Source organism: Desulfocicer niacini (assembly GCF_054657595.1).
In genome coordinates, this window is record NZ_BAAHYK010000005.1 from 66,941 (window position 1) to 85,493 (window position 18,553).

At 46.9% G+C, this 18,553-nt stretch carries 16 protein-coding genes; 9 read left to right on the forward strand and 7 right to left on the reverse strand.

The features are described 5' to 3' along the window. Positions 1-77 precede the first annotated feature (77 nt). Both ACYQ2M_RS03725 and ACYQ2M_RS03730 read left to right on the forward strand, forming a co-directional pair. The gene (locus ACYQ2M_RS03725) at positions 78-1,856 is read left to right on the forward strand and encodes a HAMP domain-containing sensor histidine kinase (RefSeq protein WP_459914974.1); all 1,779 of its coding nucleotides are present in this window, start codon (positions 78-80) and stop codon (positions 1,854-1,856) included. A 352-nt stretch (positions 1,857-2,208) separates the two neighbouring features. Continuing rightward, positions 2,209-3,354 carry a GGDEF domain-containing protein gene (locus ACYQ2M_RS03730; RefSeq protein WP_459914975.1) on the forward strand — a complete coding sequence of 382 codons (1,146 nt, stop codon included), beginning with the start codon at positions 2,209-2,211 and terminating at the stop codon, positions 3,352-3,354. On the opposite strand, the gene pruA is transcribed toward ACYQ2M_RS03730, so the two are convergent. After that, positions 3,355-4,986, reverse strand: a complete 1,632-nt coding sequence (gene pruA, locus ACYQ2M_RS03735; protein WP_459914976.1) for an L-glutamate gamma-semialdehyde dehydrogenase — start codon at positions 4,984-4,986, stop codon at positions 3,355-3,357. Positions 4,987-5,473: 487 nt separating this feature from the next. On the opposite strand from pruA, the gene ACYQ2M_RS03740 reads away from it, so the two are divergent. The 6 genes from ACYQ2M_RS03740 (at position 5,474) to dut (ending at position 10,043) form a co-directional block, all read left to right on the forward strand. After that, positions 5,474-6,352: a LysR family transcriptional regulator gene (locus ACYQ2M_RS03740; RefSeq protein ID WP_459914977.1), complete on the forward strand. Its 879-nt coding sequence runs from the start codon at positions 5,474-5,476 to the stop codon at positions 6,350-6,352. 250 nt (positions 6,353-6,602) lie between these two features. Continuing rightward, positions 6,603-6,986 (forward strand): response regulator, encoded by a 384-nt coding sequence (locus ACYQ2M_RS03745; RefSeq protein ID WP_459914978.1) that lies wholly within the window; start codon positions 6,603-6,605, stop codon positions 6,984-6,986. After that, a complete protein-coding gene (locus tag ACYQ2M_RS03750) occupies positions 6,983-7,621 on the forward strand; it encodes a hypothetical protein (protein ID WP_459914979.1) in 639 nt (212 codons plus the stop codon). The genes ACYQ2M_RS03745 and ACYQ2M_RS03750 overlap by 4 nt, the downstream gene beginning before the upstream one ends. Positions 7,622-7,626: 5 nt before the next feature. Beyond that, positions 7,627-8,625, forward strand: coding sequence for a GGDEF domain-containing protein (locus ACYQ2M_RS03755; protein ID WP_459914980.1), 999 nt, complete (start codon positions 7,627-7,629; stop codon positions 8,623-8,625). Positions 8,626-8,806: 181 nt separating this feature from the next. Next, complete coding sequence (locus ACYQ2M_RS03760) at positions 8,807-9,442, forward strand: flavodoxin family protein (RefSeq protein ID WP_459914981.1); 636 nt, start codon at positions 8,807-8,809, stop codon at positions 9,440-9,442. 160 nt (positions 9,443-9,602) lie between these two features. After that, positions 9,603-10,043 (forward strand): dUTP diphosphatase, encoded by a 441-nt coding sequence (dut, locus tag ACYQ2M_RS03765; RefSeq protein WP_459914982.1) that lies wholly within the window; start codon positions 9,603-9,605, stop codon positions 10,041-10,043. 25 nt (positions 10,044-10,068) lie between these two features. Here the strand turns inward: dut and ACYQ2M_RS03770 are convergent, their stop codons facing one another. After that, a complete protein-coding gene (locus ACYQ2M_RS03770; protein WP_459914983.1) occupies positions 10,069-13,149 on the reverse strand; it encodes a response regulator in 3,081 nt (1,026 codons plus the stop codon). Between the two features lie 469 nt (positions 13,150-13,618). Between ACYQ2M_RS03770 and ACYQ2M_RS03775 the strand changes: the two genes are divergently transcribed. Then, positions 13,619-13,786 carry a hypothetical protein gene (locus tag ACYQ2M_RS03775; RefSeq protein ID WP_459914984.1) on the forward strand — a complete coding sequence of 56 codons (168 nt, stop codon included), beginning with the start codon at positions 13,619-13,621 and terminating at the stop codon, positions 13,784-13,786. Between the two features lie 203 nt (positions 13,787-13,989). On the opposite strand, the gene ACYQ2M_RS03780 is transcribed toward ACYQ2M_RS03775, so the two are convergent. The 5 genes from ACYQ2M_RS03780 to ACYQ2M_RS03800 all read right to left on the reverse strand — a co-directional run bounded on the left by ACYQ2M_RS03780 (position 13,990) and on the right by ACYQ2M_RS03800 (position 18,546). Then, positions 13,990-14,622, reverse strand: coding sequence for a GntR family transcriptional regulator (locus tag ACYQ2M_RS03780; protein ID WP_459914985.1), 633 nt, complete (start codon positions 14,620-14,622; stop codon positions 13,990-13,992). 174 nt (positions 14,623-14,796) lie between these two features. Next, positions 14,797-15,522: a cysteate racemase gene (cuyB, locus tag ACYQ2M_RS03785; protein WP_459914986.1), complete on the reverse strand. Its 726-nt coding sequence runs from the start codon at positions 15,520-15,522 to the stop codon at positions 14,797-14,799. A gap of 273 nt (positions 15,523-15,795) precedes the next feature. Beyond that, positions 15,796-16,794: a D-cysteate sulfo-lyase gene (cuyA, locus tag ACYQ2M_RS03790; RefSeq protein WP_459914987.1), complete on the reverse strand. Its 999-nt coding sequence runs from the start codon at positions 16,792-16,794 to the stop codon at positions 15,796-15,798. Positions 16,795-16,817: 23 nt separating this feature from the next. Then, positions 16,818-17,198 carry a RidA family protein gene (locus ACYQ2M_RS03795; RefSeq protein WP_459914988.1) on the reverse strand — a complete coding sequence of 127 codons (381 nt, stop codon included), beginning with the start codon at positions 17,196-17,198 and terminating at the stop codon, positions 16,818-16,820. Positions 17,199-17,334: 136 nt separating this feature from the next. Further along, entirely contained in the window at positions 17,335-18,546 is a 1,212-nt protein-coding gene (locus tag ACYQ2M_RS03800; protein ID WP_459914989.1) for a DegT/DnrJ/EryC1/StrS family aminotransferase, read from the reverse strand. Between the last annotated feature and the right edge of the window lie 7 nt (positions 18,547-18,553).

The window sequence follows — 18,553 nt, forward strand, 5'->3', positions numbered from 1 at the left end:
AGTTGCCAGAATTCAGAAGCTGGAATTTGAAATCCAGCACCCAACAACCCTGTTAACGGAGCATTAAACATAAACAAATGAACAAGAAAAAAAAACTAATCTGGCAGATTTTTCCGGCATTCCTGGTGATCACTGTTTTGTCGCTCCTGGCTGTCACCGCCTGGACCACGAATTATTACAAGACAGTCTTCATTGAAAATGCCGAAGAAGAGTTGACCATCCGGGCAAAACTGCTGCAGCATAAATTTGCGGATCTTTTGGGAAATACACACCATAACAGCGATTATATTCATCAGCAGTGCAGGGAAATCGGTGACATTACCGGTACCCGGGTAACGGTGATGCTTCCCTCGGGGGTGGTCATCGGGGATTCCTTTGGGGATATCCAATCCATGGAAAATCATATGAAGAGGCCTGAAATCATGTCTGCCTTAAAACGGAAAAAAGGCATTTCCATACGATACAGCGAGACCCTGGGCCAACGCATGATGTACATCGCTCTTCCGGTGATGGGGAATAACGGTATGATCGGGGTTGTGCGAACGGCAATTTCCATATCCACCATTGATGCAAAAATAAAAGGTATCAGAAATAATGCCCTTTTTGCCTTTCTCTTAACCCTTCTTGGGGCAGCACTTGCAAGCTTATATGTAAGTCGCAGAATTACCCGGCCCATGGAGCAGATGAAAAAGGGCGCTGTGCTATTTGCCGGAGGCAACCTGGAGGCTCGTCTGGCCGTACCCGAATCCGAAGAGCTTTCTGAGCTTGCCCAGATCATGAATCAAATGGCGGAAAGCCTTGATGATAAGATTAAAACCCTTAAAAGTCGCACCATGGAGCTTGAGGCGGTGCATGCAAGCATGCAGGAAGGAGTTATTGCCATTGATAATGAAGAGCGTATTATTACTATCAATGCTGCAGCTGCAAGGGTTTTCGGCTTTTCTGCATCTAATCTTAAGAGTCGGTATATATTGGAAATCGTCAGAAACATGGCCCTGCAGACCTTTATCCAGCAGGCACTGGCCACCCATGAGCCGGTGGAAGCAGACATTGTACTTTCCGGTGATGGGGATATTATTTTAAACATTCATTCCACAGCCCTTTATGATGCAGGGGAAGTGCGCATGGGGACCTTGATCATTTTCCATGAAATTACACGTCTGCGTCGTCTTGAAAGCATGCACAAGGATTTTGCTGCCAATGTATCCCATGAACTTCAGACCCCGCTGACAGCCATAAAGGGATTCATTGAGACTTTGCAGGAAATGATATCCCGCAATGATCTCGATGCCTGTGAGAATTTTCTGAAAATAATTGAAAAGAACGTCAACCGGATGATTGACTTGATCAACGATCTGCTGGCTTTGTCCCGGCTGGAACGGCTCCAGGGAACCGATGTGGTCTTTGATTTTCAGGATCTTGACACCTTGATCCAGGGAGCCCTACATACCTGTCAGCCCCATATTGATAAAAAGGATATCACCGTCAGTGTGCATTGCCCCGGGGATATCAGTGTCCGGGTGGATCCCCTTTTGATGGAGCAGGCCCTTCTTAATCTGCTGGACAATGCGGTCAAGTACAGTCCCGATGGCAGTGCCGTGGCCGTACAGGTTAACCGGCAGGAAAATCATGTGAACATTGTCATCAAGGATAATGGCAATGGCATAGGCAGTGAACACCTGCCCAAGATTTTTAAGCGGTTTTACCGAGTGGACAAGGCAAGAACTCGTAATGAAGGCGGCACCGGTCTGGGCCTTGCCATTGTCAAACACATTGTCCAGTATCATCACGGCAAGGTAAGTGTAACCAGTGAAAAAGGTCGGGGTACGGCCTTTACTCTCTCCATCCCCGCATAATTTTTGTGAAGATTTGGCAATTACGCCATCTCCACCTGTTTGAGCCTGCTAACATAGCATTACATAATTTATGTAAATTTTTTTGTTTTTTCTCCTGTGAATCTGATATAGAAAAAGATGAAAACACTGTTCAGGGTTTGATCACAGCATGGACACCCGTCACAATTGATGGGCAAACGGGGTCAGGGTTGTGTTGTTGTGCTTTTTGTAACTAGCTGTGTTTCAAAGTAAATTTAAACAAAAACAGCAATAGCGCAAGCCTGATTCCGCCTTAAAGTGGCCCATATTATGGTTTACATGTTGAGATTTAAAAGTATCATTCAGGGTTTAAATTGATTTGCGGGAGTGGAGGATGCCTTTTCCAAAACATCGGATTAACCGTCGGGTCATCAGGGATTTAAAAAAGAGATCCTCTCTGGGTATCTTTTTTTATTTTCTTATTCCCTATCTTCTTTTATTTTCCGATGACTATTTCTATCGCCATCCCCAATTTTCCTTTTTTTTTCTGACGGTTCAGACGCTGATCTGTGGATTTCGTTTCAGTCATTTGTTGATCTCCGATAAATCTCCAGATAAATTTGAGCGAATTAACAACACTATTTTTTTGACCAGTGTGGTATTGACTGCCCTGGCCTGGGGCACAGGGCAGGCCTATTTTTTATTCCAGGAAGGCGAACAGAAAGTGCAGTTGCTGATGACCATTTGTACTGTGGGGTTCTGTGCCGGTGGAGTTGTCTCTTTTCTGCCGGAAAGGCGGCTTTCCATCGCATATAATATGTTGATGTTTCTGCCTGGTTCCCTGGCTGTTTTTATCAGGGGAAACAATGTCACGTTGGGTGCATTTATCCTTTGTTACTCCCTGTATCTTGTCCTGATCACCCTGCGGGGCAGCGATGAATACTGGCGAGCCCTTGAAAATGAATTCCTCCTTGAAAAGAAATCCAGGGAGTTGAAGCAGGCCAGCCGCATAGACGTATTGACAGGCCTTTACAATCGTCGCCATTTTGATGAACTTTTTCATCTGGCATGGGGGCTTTGTGCCCGGCGGCAAAACCCAATCTGCCTTGTCATGTGCGATATTGATTTGTTCAAAAGGATAAATGACACCTTCGGGCATATGGCCGGAGATGAATATCTGCAGTTGCTCAGCCGTTGTCTTCTGGAGATTTTTAAGCGGGAAACAGATGTGGTGGCAAGGTATGGTGGTGAGGAATTTGTTGTGCTTTTGCCGGATAAGGGCATTGATGCCGCCATGGCGCTGGCGGAAACTTTCCGAGGGAAGGTAGCCGATTCTGTACTTGATTACAATGGCGAAAAAATAAAAACAACCATCAGTATGGGGATCGCCTGTTGTATTCCTGAAACCGATCAAAGGCCTGAACTACTTGTTTTTAAAGCGGATACCGCCCTTTACAAGGCCAAAAACGGTGGACGTAACAGGGTGATGGTGCATGATGGGGAGAATTTAAGTTTCCTCCCCAATTGGCCCACCGCCTGATCAGGATTCTTTCATCAGTGGAAGTCTGTAATTCTTTGCCGGATTGTAATTTTCTTTGATGGTTCTGGGGATCATCCATCGGGACATATTGTGTCGGCTGCCCACTTTTTCATTGGTTCCCGAGGCCCTGGCGCCGCCAAAGGGCTGGAGGCCTACAAAGGCACCTGTGGTTTTATCATTGATGTAAAAGTTGCCTGCGGAATAGGTCAATCGTTTTTCCATCTCAACAATGGCCAGTCGATCCTGGGCAAAGATGCCACCGGTGAGGGCATATTCCGATGTGGATTCGCATAGATTAAGAGTGGCTTCATAGTCCTTATCTTCATATATGAAAATGGTCACCACGGGCCCGAAAATTTCTTCTTCCATGGTTTTAAAATGGGGATTGGTGGTGACGATCACCGTGGGGTCCACAAAAAATCCTGTTTCATCGCTGCACTTTCCTCCAATGATAATGTCGGCTTCAGGTGATTTTTCAGCCACTTCAATGTAGGCTTTGATATTATCAAAGGATGCCTGATCAATGACAGCACCCATGTAGTGGGTGAAATCCTCCACATTCCCGGGCTTTAGATCTGCGGTTTCCCGGATTAATCCCTCTTTTATGTCCGGCCAGATACTTCTTGGAATATAGGCCCTGGATGTGGCGGAACATTTTTGTCCCTGGTAGGAAAAGGCCCCGCCGATGATGGCATGGACCACTGCCTCTTTGTCCGCCGATGCATGGGCAAACAGAAAATCTTTGCCGCCTGTTTCCCCCACAATCCTGGGATAACTGCGATAGTTTTCCAGGTTGGATGCCACGGTTCGCCACATGTTGTTGAAGGTGGCGGTGGAACCGGTGAAATGAATTCCTGCCAGCATGGGATGCGCCATGGCAATTGGGCCGATAACGCTGCCGGGACCGGGGACAAAGTTGATGATCCCGCCTGGCAAACCGGCTTCCATTAAAAGTTTCATGACCTGATAGTTTGAATATATGGCCGTGGAGGAGGGTTTCCATATGGTGGTGTTACCGGCCATGGCCGGGGAGGAGGGCAGGTTACCGCCAATGGCGGTGAAATTAAAGGGGGTGACGGCAAGGATAAAGCCCTCCAGGGGACGATACTCCATGCGGTTGAACATACCCTGCACCGTCCGGGGCTGTTCCTCCATGATTTGTCTGACATAATAGCTGCCGAAACGGAAAAAATCCATGAGTTCACAAGCGGCATCGGCTTCTGCCTCATATACGCTTTTACCCTGGCACAGCATGGTGGCGGCATTCAGGGTTTCCCGCCAGGGACCAGCAAGGAGTTCTGCGGCTTTCAGAAAAACAGCCAGTCGATGTTCCCAGGGGGTTTCTGCCCAGATTTTCCTGGCATCCAGGGCTGCATCAATGGCCATCTGCATTTCTTCCGGGCCTGCCATGTGATAGGTGGCAAGGACATGGGAATGGTTGTGGGGGATAACACAGGTGCCGGTACGACCGGTGCGAACTTCCTTGCCGCCGATGATCAACGGAATCTCTATGGTTTCAGCTTTCATTTCCTTAATACGTTTTTTCAGGCGTATTTTTTCATCACTTCCCGGCAGATAGGAAAGAAGTTTTTCTGTTTCCGGTTTTGCAATCTGGTAAATGGCGTTGGACATGACAGCCTCCTTGGGTTTTATGGATAATATGGACAATGATAAAAAATAATGTTTCGGGCTTGATCATAACATCGGCCAGTCATCATAATTGGCAGGCCAACGGGGTAAGGTGCCTTTACAGGTAACGGCAGGCTCCAGCTTGTTTTATGGTTTGATTATAACCATAAAATATTGTATAAGTAAAATTCATAATATTCATATTTTATTTGAATATTTTTCATAACAGACGGTGGGTATTCGGCGCTGGGTGTTTTAGGATAAACCTACCCGCAGTTCCTGCGCTTTAGGCCGGCAGGGCAAAAGGGCCGCCGACGGTTCCGGGCCGGATTGGATGGTCGTTGGGAGCGGTATTATACCATTTTCATACTTGGTTGTGTCCGTCAAGATATTGCAGCTATATGAAAACGCAGACATCAGAGTCCCCAACGGCCGCCCGACATGGCAATGAACGAGATAAACGAAATATGGGGCAGAAGAGAGAAATATTATGGACTTGAATAAACTGAACACGTTTTATGTGCTGGCCCAGGTGAAAAGTTATTCCAAATGTGCCCGGAAACGTTTTGTGACCCAGTCCGCCGTGAGCCATGCCATTAAAAACCTGGAAGAGAGCCTGAACCTTACCCTGGTGGAAAAGAAAAGGAATGCCTTTGCCCTGACCAGTGAAGGGAAGATTTTGTTTAAAAGCTGCCATAAGATTTTTTCCGAGGTTGAAAAAACCCGGGATCTTCTGATGAAGACAAAAAAATATCCGGAACTTATCCGCGTGGGTTCCACGGTGGAATTCGGGGTCAGTGTGCTCTTGAAGGGTATGGAGGGGTTTTTTGAAGCCCATCCAGATATTCATGTTGATTTTACCTTGAGTCATAATCTGTTTCAACCTCTTCTGGATGATGAGCTGGATCTTATCATTGACTGTAAACCCCATGTCCGGCCGGATCTTGAGACCATTACCTTGTTTCAAGAGGAGTATGTGGTAATTGCCTCACCCCGTTACATTCGCAGGCATAACATCACCACGGTGGAAGATCTGGCACGGTGCAATGTTTTTTCCCAGGATAAAGAACTTGCCTGGTGGGGTAATTTCATCCATATTCTTCCCCTGGATCAACAGGTGCTTTTTGATCGGGTCACATGCATTAATCATGTTCGAGGAATGATCAATGCGGCTCTTTGCAACATGGGAGTGGGTTTTGTCCCCCGATATACCGTATTACGGGAGTTGGAGGAGGGACATCTTGTGGCGTTATTTTCGGAGCTGGATATTCTGAATGATCACATCAATATTTATCTGAAATCCCGTAATATATTATTGAAAAAGTTTCAATACCTTATTGAGCATATAAAGGGGTTTCAGCTGCAATAACCGAGGGGATGGCCACAATCTGTCCATCTTGGGATGGGTTCAGAGTTTGATTTGTCCAAGCAATTTTTATGTTAATCTTGCCAAAATAACAGCAATTGATGTATCTTCCTATCGTGTGTAGGGGTCAGGCTTGTGTGATGGGCACAAAAAAGTTGAACATTAATTGATAGATCTAAATTATTAAAATACGCTTCAAGGGTTACGCTTCAACAGCTCGTTGCGGTATATATGAAATACAGAGGTAAACAGTATGACTATGTCAATTTTGCTGGTTGATGATTCCAAAATTATGCGAAAGGTTATTGCAAAAGAACTTTCGTCGATTTTTAATAATCATGAACTCAATATTACGGAAGCGGCTAATGGCAATGAGGCCCTGGAGTGTTTGTACGCTTTTGAATACAGCCTGGTTTTTCTGGATTTGACCATGCCTGAAAAGACAGGATATGAGGTCCTTGAAACTTTACAAGCAAAGGGCATTAAAGCCAATGTTATCGTTTTAACTGCAGATATTCAGCCCCAGGCGGAAGAAATTGTCAAGTCCCTTGGTGCCATTGGATATATTAAAAAAGAGCGTCCACTGAACATCGTCCCTTTGACTAAAATCTTAAAGGATCTTGGAATGATAAAATGAGCATTGACCTGACTGAAGATCAATATGAGATGCTGAAAGAGGTGGTCAACCTGGCCATGGGACAGGCCGGAAGTGATCTGGCTTCTATCCTGAAGTCCTTTGTGGATCTGTCTGTTCCTGACATTCAGATTGTTAAAGCGGAAAAGTTGGCAGAAAAAGTGCTTCAAGAAAGCGTTTTCGGGGAAACGGAAAAGGTAACCCTTTTCAGGCAGACCTTTTATAATGCCGCCTTTTTGGAAGGGGAAGCCATTGTTATTTTTAATGATGAAACCCGCCAGCGTTTTTCTGAAATTCTTGGTATTTCCAACCAGATGAATCTCGTTGAAGAGATGGACTTCATGCTTGAGTTGAGTAATTTGATGGTGGGCGCATGCCTTAACAGCATATCAACACAGCTCTTTAACAAGGGGATGACCTTTTCGTCACCGGAGCTGTTATCTGAGCATAAAGAATTGAGGATCATCGCCTATGAGACCTTTAAGCGACGAAATATAAAGTGGGACTATACCCTTCTTTCCAAAATAACTTTTAACCTTAAGGAAAAATCCTTTAAGAGTGATTTGTTGATTTTTATTTCCGAAGCGGCCATCAAAGCTGTTAACAAGTCCCTTGATAAACTGTTGTCAGAATTATGAATTATATGGGCATCGACAATATCCAAACTTTATATAATATCCTTAATCATATCAATATCGGCATGACCGTTCTTGACGACCAAAACAGGATCGTGGTCTGGAATCAATTCATGGCAAAACACAGCGGTATTGATGAAGCTGATCTGCTGGGGAAAAATCTGTTTGATGTTTTTGCCTATCTACCCGAGCAGTGGCTTGAATTAAAACTAAAAAGTGTGCGGCTTATCAAGAACTATGCGTTTGTTTCGTGGAGACAGAAACCCTATCTTTTTCGGTTTCATCATAAGAGTATGATGACAGGTGAAAATATTGATTTTATGCACCAGGATTGTACATTTATCCCTGTGAAAAATGAATTGACCGGAGAAGTTTATGTTTGTATCGCCATCCATGATATGACAGATGTGGTCATCTCTCAGATGAAATTTGCCGAGATCAACGATATTAACAGAACCCTTGAACAGATGACCAATCACGACAACCTGACTTCGTTGTATAACAGGGCCTATGTGGAAAAGCAAATTGAGCTTGAGTTTGACAAGGCCAAGCGATATGGCAATGAGTTTTCCATTGTTTTTTGCGACATCGATAAGTTTAAGCTTGTAAACGATACCCATGGGCATCTTGCAGGGGATGAAGTCCTGAAAAATGTCTCGGCAACCTTGCAGAATCAGCTTCGGGCTTCAGATATTCTGGGTCGCTACGGTGGAGAAGAATTCATTATTCTCTTGCCGGAGACCAACCTGGAAATGGCGTCAAACCTTTCCAGAAGACTTTGCCGAACTATAGAAGGAATTGTTACCCATTTTCATGATGTTGAAATAAAAACATCTATCAGTCTCGGCGTTGTTCAGTTTAGATCCGATATTCAAAATTACCTCCAGATGATCCATGAAGCCGATGTTGCACTTTATCATTCCAAAAAAAATGGCCGAAATGTAGTTACCCAATATAAAATAACGGGTTGCGAATTGCTTGATTCTCCTTCACAAAAGGATGCTTGATTTTTGCTTTATGGTGGCCAATGACTTTGAAATGGGGCCGGATCATCACTGCGTCCAATAATAACCCAAGCCTGGCTCCGTTGCTCCATGTTATGATTAAGCCCATCAAAAAAGTGGTCGCTGACACTGCCTGCTTGGAAGTTGTTGAAGTTTATAGTTAAGAATTTAAAGGAGCATACGTATGAAAGTTGTCGCATTTAACGGCAGTCCAAGGAAAAAGGGAAATACGGTCGGTTGTCTTAATACGGTATTGGGAGAAATTGAAAAACAGGGAATAGAAACCGAGCTTATTCATGTGGGTAAGGAAAAGGTCCGGGGATGCATGGCTTGTTTTTCCTGTGCCAAGAATCAGAATGAAAAATGCATTATTGACGATGATCCCGTCAATGAATGGGTACAGAAAATAAAAGAAGCCGATGGCATCCTTCTGGGTTCTCCGGTGCATTTCTCCGGGGTGGCCGGTACCATGAAATCCTTCCTGGACCGGGCTTTTTTTGTGGCCACCACCAACAACAATTTGTATCGGCACAAGGTGGGGGCATCTGTGGCTGCGGTGCGGCGATCCGGTGGTGTTCCCACCATGGACGAACTTAATCATTATATCATCTATTCTGAAATGATCATGCCCAATTCTAACTACTGGAACGTGGCCCATGGGATGAATCCCGGTGAAATGGAGCAGGATGCTGAAGGTAAACAGATCATGGAAGTGCTGGGAAGAAACATGGCATGGTTGATGAAAGTCATGGAGGTCGGTAAAAAACAGGTGCCGGCACCGGAGCAGGCGGCCAAGGTTTTAACTAACTTTATCAGATAATCAGGCCTTGATCAGGGCCTGATCGCAAAATTGGCACCCCGTCACAGTTGGCGGGGCATGGGGTCAGGCTTGCCTGAAAATTGGATTCATAGAATGGTGCGATGATGCAAGAAAAATGGGAACGCACCCTGCATCATGGGCTATTTTGCAGGGTGATTTAATGAATAAAACTATACTGAAAATAACCCGAACCAGAGAAGATGCCATTTTTCCCCGGTACGCCCATAGAGATGATTCCGGGCTGGATCTTTTTTCCGTAGATACCCTGATACTGGCACCGGGGGAGTTCTCCCTGGTTCATACGGGGATCAAAATTGAACTGCCCCCGGACACAGAGGCCCAGATTCGTCCCCGCAGTGGCCTGGCATATAAAAACGGCATCACTGTTTTGAACAGCCCGGGAACCATTGATGAGGGTTATCGTGGGGAAATAGGGGTTATCCTGATCAATCATTCCAGGGAACCCTTTCATGTGGTTGCCGGTATGAAAATTGCCCAGATGGTTATCATGCCCGTGTTGCGTCCTGAACTTCAGGTGTCCGGGGAACTGTCGGAAACCCTTCGGGGACAAGGGGGCTTCGGCTCAACCGGCAATCGTTGAATATCGGGCATCTGTTGCAGGATTTCTAATTTAACCATTTTTCAATGGTTGTGGCCAGAGTTTCCGGATTTACCGGTTTGGCGATATGATCGTTCATACCGGCTTCAAGGCATCTGTCCCGGTCACTTTTCATGGCATGGGCCGTCATGGCGATGATGGGAACGGCGTGGTTGAGACATCCGGACTGAATATTCCTGATGCGGCGTGTGGCTTCAATTCCATCCATTTCCGGCATTTGAACGTCCATGAGCACCAGGTCGTAAGGGGTGGTTGCAAGGGCTTTGAGGGCTTCTTTGCCGTTTTTCACCGTATCAACTCCGGTGTGTCCTATTTTTTTCAGAAATTTTATTGCCACATGCTGGTTTACTAGATTATCCTCGGCCAGCAGTATTTGGATGTTTTTACGGCGCATTTCCCGGACAGTGTGCCGGGTGACAATGGGGTAAAGTTCCGTGGAAGGAGGTTTTCCTGAAACAACGGTGGCCAGGGTATCCAGAATATCCTGTTGACACACGGGTTTTACCAGGTATGCTGCAAAACCGGCCTTTTTAAATCGTCTGGCATCACCGACCTGCCCCACGGATGTCATCATGATCAGGTGAGGTTTCGGCCCCTGCTGTTCCTGTATCAAGTGTGCCAGGGTTAACCCATCCATCTCCGGCATCTGCATATCCAGGATGGCCAGGTCAAAGGGTTGCCCCTTTTTAGTGGCTTCAGCATGACCCTCAAGGGCCGAGGGGCCGTCGGGGTAGCTGGTGGGGATCATTGCCCAGGCCTTAAGTTGGGTGGAGATCACCTGGCGATTGGTTTCATTGTCATCCACAACCATGGCTCTCACCCCCTTGAGATCCGACTTTTGTGCCGGGGGAAGTGGGTGTTCTTGCCCCGGCTGTTTTTTAAATTTCGCCGTAAAGCAGAACTCAGATCCCAGATTTTTTTCACTGTTGACATGGATGTCTCCTCCCATCATTCGGCAAAGCGTACGGGAAATGCTCAATCCCAGTCCGGTCCCCCCATATTTTCGGGTGGTGGAAGTATCTGCCTGGGAGAAGCTTTCAAACAGTTTTTTTTGCTGTTCCTGAGCAATACCAATGCCCGTATCTTTCACAGAAAACTGCAGTATGGCCTGTTTTGCGGTTTCAGAGACAATACTGACTTGTACTGAAATTTCTCCCTGGTGGGTGAATTTGATTGCATTGCCCACCAGGTTGATCAATATCTGGCGCAGCCTGCCGGGGTCCCCCAATAACCTGGAGGGAACGCCGGGGCTGGCAGAACAGATAAATTCCAGCCCTTTTTTTTCAATTTTCAGGGACATCATGGCGGAAAAATCGCTTAAAAGAGACCTAAGATCAAAGGCAATGGTTTCCATTTCAAGTTTTCCGGCTTCGATTTTAGAAAAATCCAGGATGTCATTGATGATATTTAAAAGTGAAGTGCCGCTGTTCTGTATGATTCGGGCATATCTGCGTTGATTTTCCTGCAGATTCGTATCCATTAGAATCTGGGTCATGCCGATGACCCCGTTTAGAGGTGTGCGGATTTCATGGCTCATGTTGGCCAGGAATTCACTTTTTGCCTTGTTGGCAATACCTGCTTTGTCTGCCATGATCCGGGCCTCTGCCAGGGCGATCTCCAGCTTTAAATTGGCACTTTCCAGGTCATTTCTCACCTGGGTCAATTCGGAAATATCCACAAAGGCTTCCAGCAGAACCTCCTCGCCTTCAAGGACCGTTGAAAGAACGGTTTTGATAATGGGAATCAATCTGTTGTCCTTCCCAATGAGTATGCGTTCGGAACTGTCCACGGTCTGCCCGAGATCCAGAACCGGGCAGTTGCATTTCTCTGCCGGACAGATGCGGTTATGGCATATTTTACCCACAATATCGCTTTCGTCTTTGACACCCATAAGCTCCAGGGCCACTTGGTTGGCGCTGCGGATGGTGCGGTCTTTGCCTACGATGATGATACCAAAGGGCATACTTTTAATCATGTGCATGGTATTGTTCAACAGTTCTTGGATACGTTGTTCCGTTTTTTTCTGCTGGGTGATGTCAATGCCTATGGACAAAATTTCAACAATGTCACCCCGGTCATTTCTGATGGGTTTGTTGGTCCATGCAATCCAGGTTTCTTTTCCATTGTTATCAATGTGTTGATTTTCATCATGGGGAAGGGATTCAGGTGCCCGGCACAGTGTTTCAAACATGTCAGCCATGTTTCCGGTGCCGTTACCTGGGGCCGAGGGAAGTGTAAGGCTGGCGAGCAGATGACGATCCTTTATCTGATCTTCCTGTAAGCTGAAAAAATTCAGCCCATACCGGTTCAGGAACAGGATGCGACAGTCTGTATTGAATCGAACAATAATACCGTTGACACCCTGGACCAGTTCTCGGTGATGGGCTTCACTTGCCTCCAGGGCCTCCCGTGTTTTCTGTTGTTTGACCATGGTGCTGGCCATTTCCTTTAGAACCGCAAGGATAATCATGGAAAGGGCCAGGGCAAGCCCCGACATGAGGCCCATGGAGATGAGGATCTGTTTTTTCAGATCATTGATTCGGGTGGTGACATCATAGTAAAGTTTCAGTGCACCTCTAAATTTATTGTCGCCCATGATGGGATAATAGCTTTCCACCATATCTGTGCTGATGGGGGGGCCCTCCAGGGACAGGATTGTTTTTTTCACCATGCGGCTGAAAATTTTTCCCTGGCTTACGATATCCGTGAAATATCCATTGTGATTGGGTTGACCGATATCCTTTGACATGGTGGAGTAAAAACGGTGTCCGTTTTCATCAAAAAGATCAATCTTGAAAAGCTCAAAATCTTTTTGGACCTTTTCCAGTTTTGCCATGGTCAAAGGATCAATTGCGTGGTTCTGGGGGCCGGAAAACCATGGTTGAAGTTCCGGAGCCAGGTGTCTGGCAAGCCTTAGGGCTTCGTTTTCCGTATTATTGGCCAGTTGTTTAATAAAGGATGGATAGATGACAAAGCGATCAAAGGCGATCAATGTACTGAACACAATAATGGCCATGAGCATCAGAGAGCAGATTGATTTTACCTTGAAAATATTGATCAGAAAATGATTTGAAATTTTAAAGGACATATCTGCTCCTGCAATTGTTTGGAATTAATCATGAATCAATGTAGACTATCCCATATATAAAACTATTGCAAATAGATGTAATTGTGTGTGAAGAATAAGAAGTATTAGATTAACTAAGATATTAAGTAAAAATAACATTTACAGTTCCAGTACTGATTTCATTCTTATTATTGAAAATAATAACACATTCATGAATAGGTTATTGATACTTGTTGCCTAAGGTTTTTTTATGACTGCTTGATGGGAGGGTTTAATCCAAGATCACGCTCCGTGGGTTACTTTGGTGCATGCCAAGTTCATACTGGCATTTTAGAAAAAGATTCATGGCATTGAACAGGTGCTGATTGAAATCCGGTTAAAAAACTGCTGGAGGGAATAATTTTGTCGTCCATCCGGAAAAAGCTGGTACTGATTTTTCTGGTGATCATCATTATGCCCACAACCTTATCCACCTCCATCAGCATGTGGTTTGACCCTGGATCGTCTGGAAAAGGGCTTGAAGGAGCAGAGTCTGCGGGCCATGGGCTGGAAAAAATTTAGACGATCTTTTTATCCCCAGGGCCTGGCCCTTAAAAGTACGGAAACCATTGTGGCCATGCCCACCCTTGAACGCATGGGTGGTGACTTATCCCTTTAATGACAGGCTCATGCAGGCGCTTAAAACCCGTATAAAAGCAGAGGTGGTTTTGCAGTGAAACCACAATGGTAAGATTGTGAGGTTCCATTCAGGAATCCCGGGGCACTTCCCTTGACGAAATATGGCCGGGGGGCATAACGGATTCAGGCCTTCTTGGCAACATTGAAAACCATTCCCGAGACCGTCCCTGCCCCGGCTGATCGTCATGGTCTTCTGACCATCCTGCTGTAGGTTTTTTCAATTATTTCAAGTCCGCCTTGAATGTTATTGGTCAGGGCCTCTTTAAGGCCCTGGGAGTTTTGTTCCTTCAGGCTGGAAATAATGCGGGCATGCTCTTGGTTGAATCGCTGATAGTCTTCTGTTTTTTGCTGGTAGGCATTGAGAAAGGTTTCCACGGGCAGGATCAGTTTTTTTACAATGCTGTGCAGGTGGGGCAGATCCGAAGCCTGGTAGATGATATTGTGAAATTGCCGATCCAGGCTGTAATAGTTGGGGGGGATTTCCAGCATTTCCCGGTGCAGGGCCTCAAGTTCAGCCAAATTGTTTGGAGACAAGTTGGACATGGCTTCCTGGGCCAGCTTGACTTCCAGATCCACACGTATGTCGTAGATATGAAGAATTTCCTTTTGTTTGGGAGGAGTGGCCACCAAAGCACCCTTGTAGGGTATATTTTTGACCAGACCGGAGCGATCCAGTCGCATCAAGGCTTCTCTTATGGGACCCCGGCCGATACCCAGTTCCGACTCAAGATCCGAAAGGATAAGACGGGTTCCCGGCAGTTTCTCGCCGGAAAGTATGATGTCTCTGATTTTTTCATAGGCCATGAGAGATTTCATGGAAGATTTTTTTCCAGCCAAAGAATACGGCTCCTTTTCCGCGATGATGTGGGTTCCTCCCAACCGGCTCAAGGCAATCCTCTTCCAAGAGTGGCCGATGTTGTGATCAAGCGTGATCACCGCGTTTTACCCGACGATCAAATTTTGTTCTTTCCCTGGAGTTCAACATCATATTCATGGTGTTTTGTCAAGTTCCTTTCCCCCTTTGATCACATCCACAATTGCCATGGCCAGCAGTTCTGCGGCATCCATGGTGTCCATGGGCAGAGGGCCTTCAAGTGCACTGAGTTCGGTACAGGCCACGATGGCATGTCCCGCCTGACGGGACATCAGGTTACGGCACACAGCTTTGTACCGTTCCAGAACATCTGCTCCTGTGTTCCCTGCTTTAACGTCTTTGATTACCTTGAAAAGGATTTCCTGGTGTTTTTGATCTGGATATACCGGCTCAATGCCAAGGGGTGCCAGGCGTTTCTGGTATAGCCCTGTTATGCGGATAGCCGGAGACGCCAGAATGCCCACCTGTCGGCTTTGGTGGTAGATATTTTTTACTTTTTCCACCACCAAATCAATTAGATGAAGTACGGGGATGTTCACCGCCTGGTTTACCGCATCGTAGTAGAAATGGGCGGTATTGCAGGGAATGACCAGAAAATCTGCCCCCCAGGTTTCCAGCCGTTTGCCCATGTCGGCCATGCAGGGTCCTGGGTCTTCCCCGTCGCCCTCAATGATGGCCTTTATCCGGGAGGGTACCTTGGGATTGTTGTCCACAATGCAACGGATGTGGTCAATATCATCGGTGGCCGGAGTGAGGCGGATGATGCGCTGCATCAGATCCACGGTGGCTTCGGGGCCCATGCCGCCCAGAATACCCACAATTTTTTCTTTTTCCTGGTTCATTATCCTGTCTTTTTTTTATATGAAAAGGTAGCCCTTAAGTCTACCTCAGCAGAGCTGCCCCCCGACGGGCAATAGGAACCGGCCAATTGGTCCGTCTACGGTTCCGGGCCGGGCCCATTGCCCGTCGGGGGGCGGCGGCATAATGCTATTTTCATTATTTGTTTTGGGCAGGCCGAGGGCAGGCCGGATTAAGAAGACGGTCTGCCCGTGGCAATTATAGAAAAACAGCAAGAAACCCCCTGAGCCTTTAGCTCAGGGGGTATTGATTTAGAATTATCTGAAAGTATCCAGATAGGCATACAGCGCCGGAGATCCACCGGTGTGAAGGAAGAGCACATTGGACCCTTTGGGGAAATGTCCTTTTCTCACCAGATCAATGAGTCCTGCAGCAGCCTTGCCAGAGTATACCGGGTCCAGAAGGATGGCTTCGTTCATGGCGAAGAGCTTCACCGCCTCCACCATGGAATCGGTGGGGATGGCGTATCCCGGTCCCACATAGCCGTCAAAGCACACAAAGTCTTCCCGGGCCACACCGCTTTTTACTCCCACTTTTTTAGCGGTTTCAACGGCCAGTTTGTATACAATCTCTTCCTGGACATCTTTGGGCCTGGATACGTTCATGCCGGAGATGGCAATGTTTGCGTTGACACCGGTCATGCCCACCACCATACCGGCATGGGTACCGGCAGATCCAGAGGGGACCACAATGTGATCAATGGAAAGATGCATATCGTTGAGCTGATTCATGGTTTCTTCGGCACAGGCCACATATCCCAGTGCGCCGATGCTGTTGGAGGCACCACCGGGGATGATGTAGGGGGTTTTGCCTTCTGCTTTGAGGACTTCGGCTTTTTTTGTCATCTCTGCCATCATGTCAGAGCCTGCGGCCACTACACCGATGGTTTTAACATCTAAAAGCTCAAACAGGAAATTGTTCCCGCTGGCCTCTTTTTTGTAGGAGCCCTTTACCCGCTCTTCAAGCACAAGGTGGCAGTCCAGACCTTCCTTGGCGGACCATGCGGCGGTGAGACGGCAGTGGTTGGACTGCACGGCACCACAGGTGATTATAGCATCAGCCCCTTTTGCCAGGGCATCGGCGATGCAGAAGTCAAGCTTACGTGTCTTGTTGCCGCCAGCGGCACCGGGGAGCAGATCATCGCGTTTGATGTAAAGATTAACATCGCCTCCCAGGGCCTTGCTCAGACGGGACATGGATTCAAGGGGTGTGGGAGTCTTAACATAGTGTCTTCTGGGAAATTTGGTGAAGTTCATTTTTAAGGTTCCTTAAATATTTCTTAGAGTTGAAAGATTGCCTCTACTTCCAGGGCCGCACCCAGGGGCAGGGCAGCCACCTGAAAGGCACTTCTGGCAGGAAAGGGTTCTTTAAAGTAAAGGGCATAGACTCCGTTTACGGCCTGGAAGTTATTTATATCCGACAGAAAAACGGTGGTTTTCACGGCATTGTCAAGGCTTGTACCTGCCTCCTCGGCAATGGCAGTGAGGTTTTTAAATACGATGTGGGCCTGGTCCTCAATGGAAACATCGGGGATTTTGCCCGTTGCCGGATCAATGGGCAGCTGGCCCGAGGTGAACAACAGGTTACCTGTGACAACGCCCTGGGAATAAGGGCCGATGGCAGCGGGGGCATTCGCGGTGTTGACTGTTTTTTTGCTCATGTTTTTCTCCTTGGCTGAAAATCAAAAACAATACTGGATGTTCAGACCGTTATGGATGTTGTCTTTAATTGTTTTACATGTAAATGTCATTTTTACCACAGCGCATGGTGGCCTGAATGGCGTGTGGGGCTGTTTATTAAGGCTTTTTAAGAACCTTTTGCGCAACTTCACCAATTATTTCAGCTATCAGTTGACAGTCTTCAAGGGAAAATGTCAATGGAATTCGCATGTCGCACATCACGGCAAGAATCCGTCGGGTGTTGGGCAGATCCGGTAGATTTCCCAGGTATTTCCAGCTCTCATAGGCACTAGTAAAGCCCACGGGCTCCTTGTTCCCGAACCATTTAAGTTCCACCCCTTTTTCCAGGCAGGCTGTCAGAAAATTTTGGATGGTCCCGGCATCATGGCCGTTGAGGGAAAACTGGATGGAACTGCCCACATATTTTTCCCTTGGATCTTTTTCGGGACAGGTAATGCCGTCAATGGCGACCAAGGCCTTTTCCAGAAGATCATAGCGCTCATTCCATCGTCGGCACTGGGTGTCCAGATTCCGCAGCTGGGGTCTTAAAATGGCGGCCCTTAGATTATCCATGCGGCTGGAGTAGTTGGGGATCATAGTTTTTAACGGTTCAAAGGTTGCCATGGCAGGTCTTGAGGTGTGCCTTTCATAGAGCATGTAAGAACCGGAATGAATAATGGCCCGTGCAATGAGATCGGCATCGTCGGTGACCAGAAGCCCCCCTTCACCGGAATTCATGTGTTTGTAGGTTTGGGTGCTGAAACAGCCTGCTTTGCCGAAGCTGCCGGATTTTTTCCCGTCCCAGGTGGCCCCCATGGTGTGGGCACAGTCTTCAATGAGTACCAGGCCATTGTTGGTGCAGATCTCCATGATGCGGTCCATGTGGGTTATGTGACCCCTCATGTGGGAAAGCATGATCCATTTGACATCCGCAGGTGCTGCTTTTTTTTCCAGATCATTAAGGTCAATGGTGTAATCGTCGGTGATGTCTACAAGTTCAATGGTTGCACCGGTATTTTCAATGGCTCCGGGCACCGGGGCCAGTGTGTATGCGTTGCACAGCACCTTGTCACCGGGTTTAACCCCGGCACTTTTCAAGGCAATGTACATGGCGCTGCCGCATGATGCACAGGCAAGGCAGTATTTTTTGCCCATGTAGGCGGCAAATTCTTTTTCCAGGAGGGCTGACTCTCCCTCTTCTCCGGCCTCGATATTGTACCGGTGGATTTTTCCCGATCTCAGAATTTCAAGTGCCTTTTCTATCCCTTCTTCGCAGATGGGTTCCTGCAGGGTAAAATCTTTTTTAAATACAGCAGCCGTTTTTTCCATGTGAACA

Excerpts from the sequence above, each read along its gene's own strand:
- ACYQ2M_RS03725 (WP_459914974.1), top strand. The coding sequence starts at position 78 with ATGAACAAGAAAAAAAAACTAATCTGGCAGATTTTTCCGGCATTCCTG.
- ACYQ2M_RS03730 (WP_459914975.1), top strand. The coding sequence starts at position 2,209 with ATGCCTTTTCCAAAACATCGGATTAACCGTCGGGTCATCAGGGATTTA.
- pruA (WP_459914976.1), bottom strand. The coding sequence starts at position 4,986 with ATGTCCAACGCCATTTACCAGATTGCAAAACCGGAAACAGAAAAACTT.
- ACYQ2M_RS03740 (WP_459914977.1), top strand. The coding sequence starts at position 5,474 with ATGGACTTGAATAAACTGAACACGTTTTATGTGCTGGCCCAGGTGAAA.
- ACYQ2M_RS03745 (WP_459914978.1), top strand. The coding sequence starts at position 6,603 with ATGACTATGTCAATTTTGCTGGTTGATGATTCCAAAATTATGCGAAAG.
- ACYQ2M_RS03750 (WP_459914979.1), top strand. The coding sequence starts at position 6,983 with ATGAGCATTGACCTGACTGAAGATCAATATGAGATGCTGAAAGAGGTG.
- ACYQ2M_RS03755 (WP_459914980.1), top strand. The coding sequence starts at position 7,627 with ATGGGCATCGACAATATCCAAACTTTATATAATATCCTTAATCATATC.
- ACYQ2M_RS03760 (WP_459914981.1), top strand. The coding sequence starts at position 8,807 with ATGAAAGTTGTCGCATTTAACGGCAGTCCAAGGAAAAAGGGAAATACG.
- dut (WP_459914982.1), top strand. The coding sequence starts at position 9,603 with ATGAATAAAACTATACTGAAAATAACCCGAACCAGAGAAGATGCCATT.
- ACYQ2M_RS03770 (WP_459914983.1), bottom strand. The coding sequence starts at position 13,149 with ATGTCCTTTAAAATTTCAAATCATTTTCTGATCAATATTTTCAAGGTA.
- ACYQ2M_RS03780 (WP_459914985.1), bottom strand. The coding sequence starts at position 14,622 with ATGAAATCTCTCATGGCCTATGAAAAAATCAGAGACATCATACTTTCC.
- cuyB (WP_459914986.1), bottom strand. The coding sequence starts at position 15,522 with ATGAACCAGGAAAAAGAAAAAATTGTGGGTATTCTGGGCGGCATGGGC.
- cuyA (WP_459914987.1), bottom strand. The coding sequence starts at position 16,794 with ATGAACTTCACCAAATTTCCCAGAAGACACTATGTTAAGACTCCCACA.
- ACYQ2M_RS03795 (WP_459914988.1), bottom strand. The coding sequence starts at position 17,198 with ATGAGCAAAAAAACAGTCAACACCGCGAATGCCCCCGCTGCCATCGGC.
- ACYQ2M_RS03800 (WP_459914989.1), bottom strand. The coding sequence starts at position 18,546 with ATGGAAAAAACGGCTGCTGTATTTAAAAAAGATTTTACCCTGCAGGAA.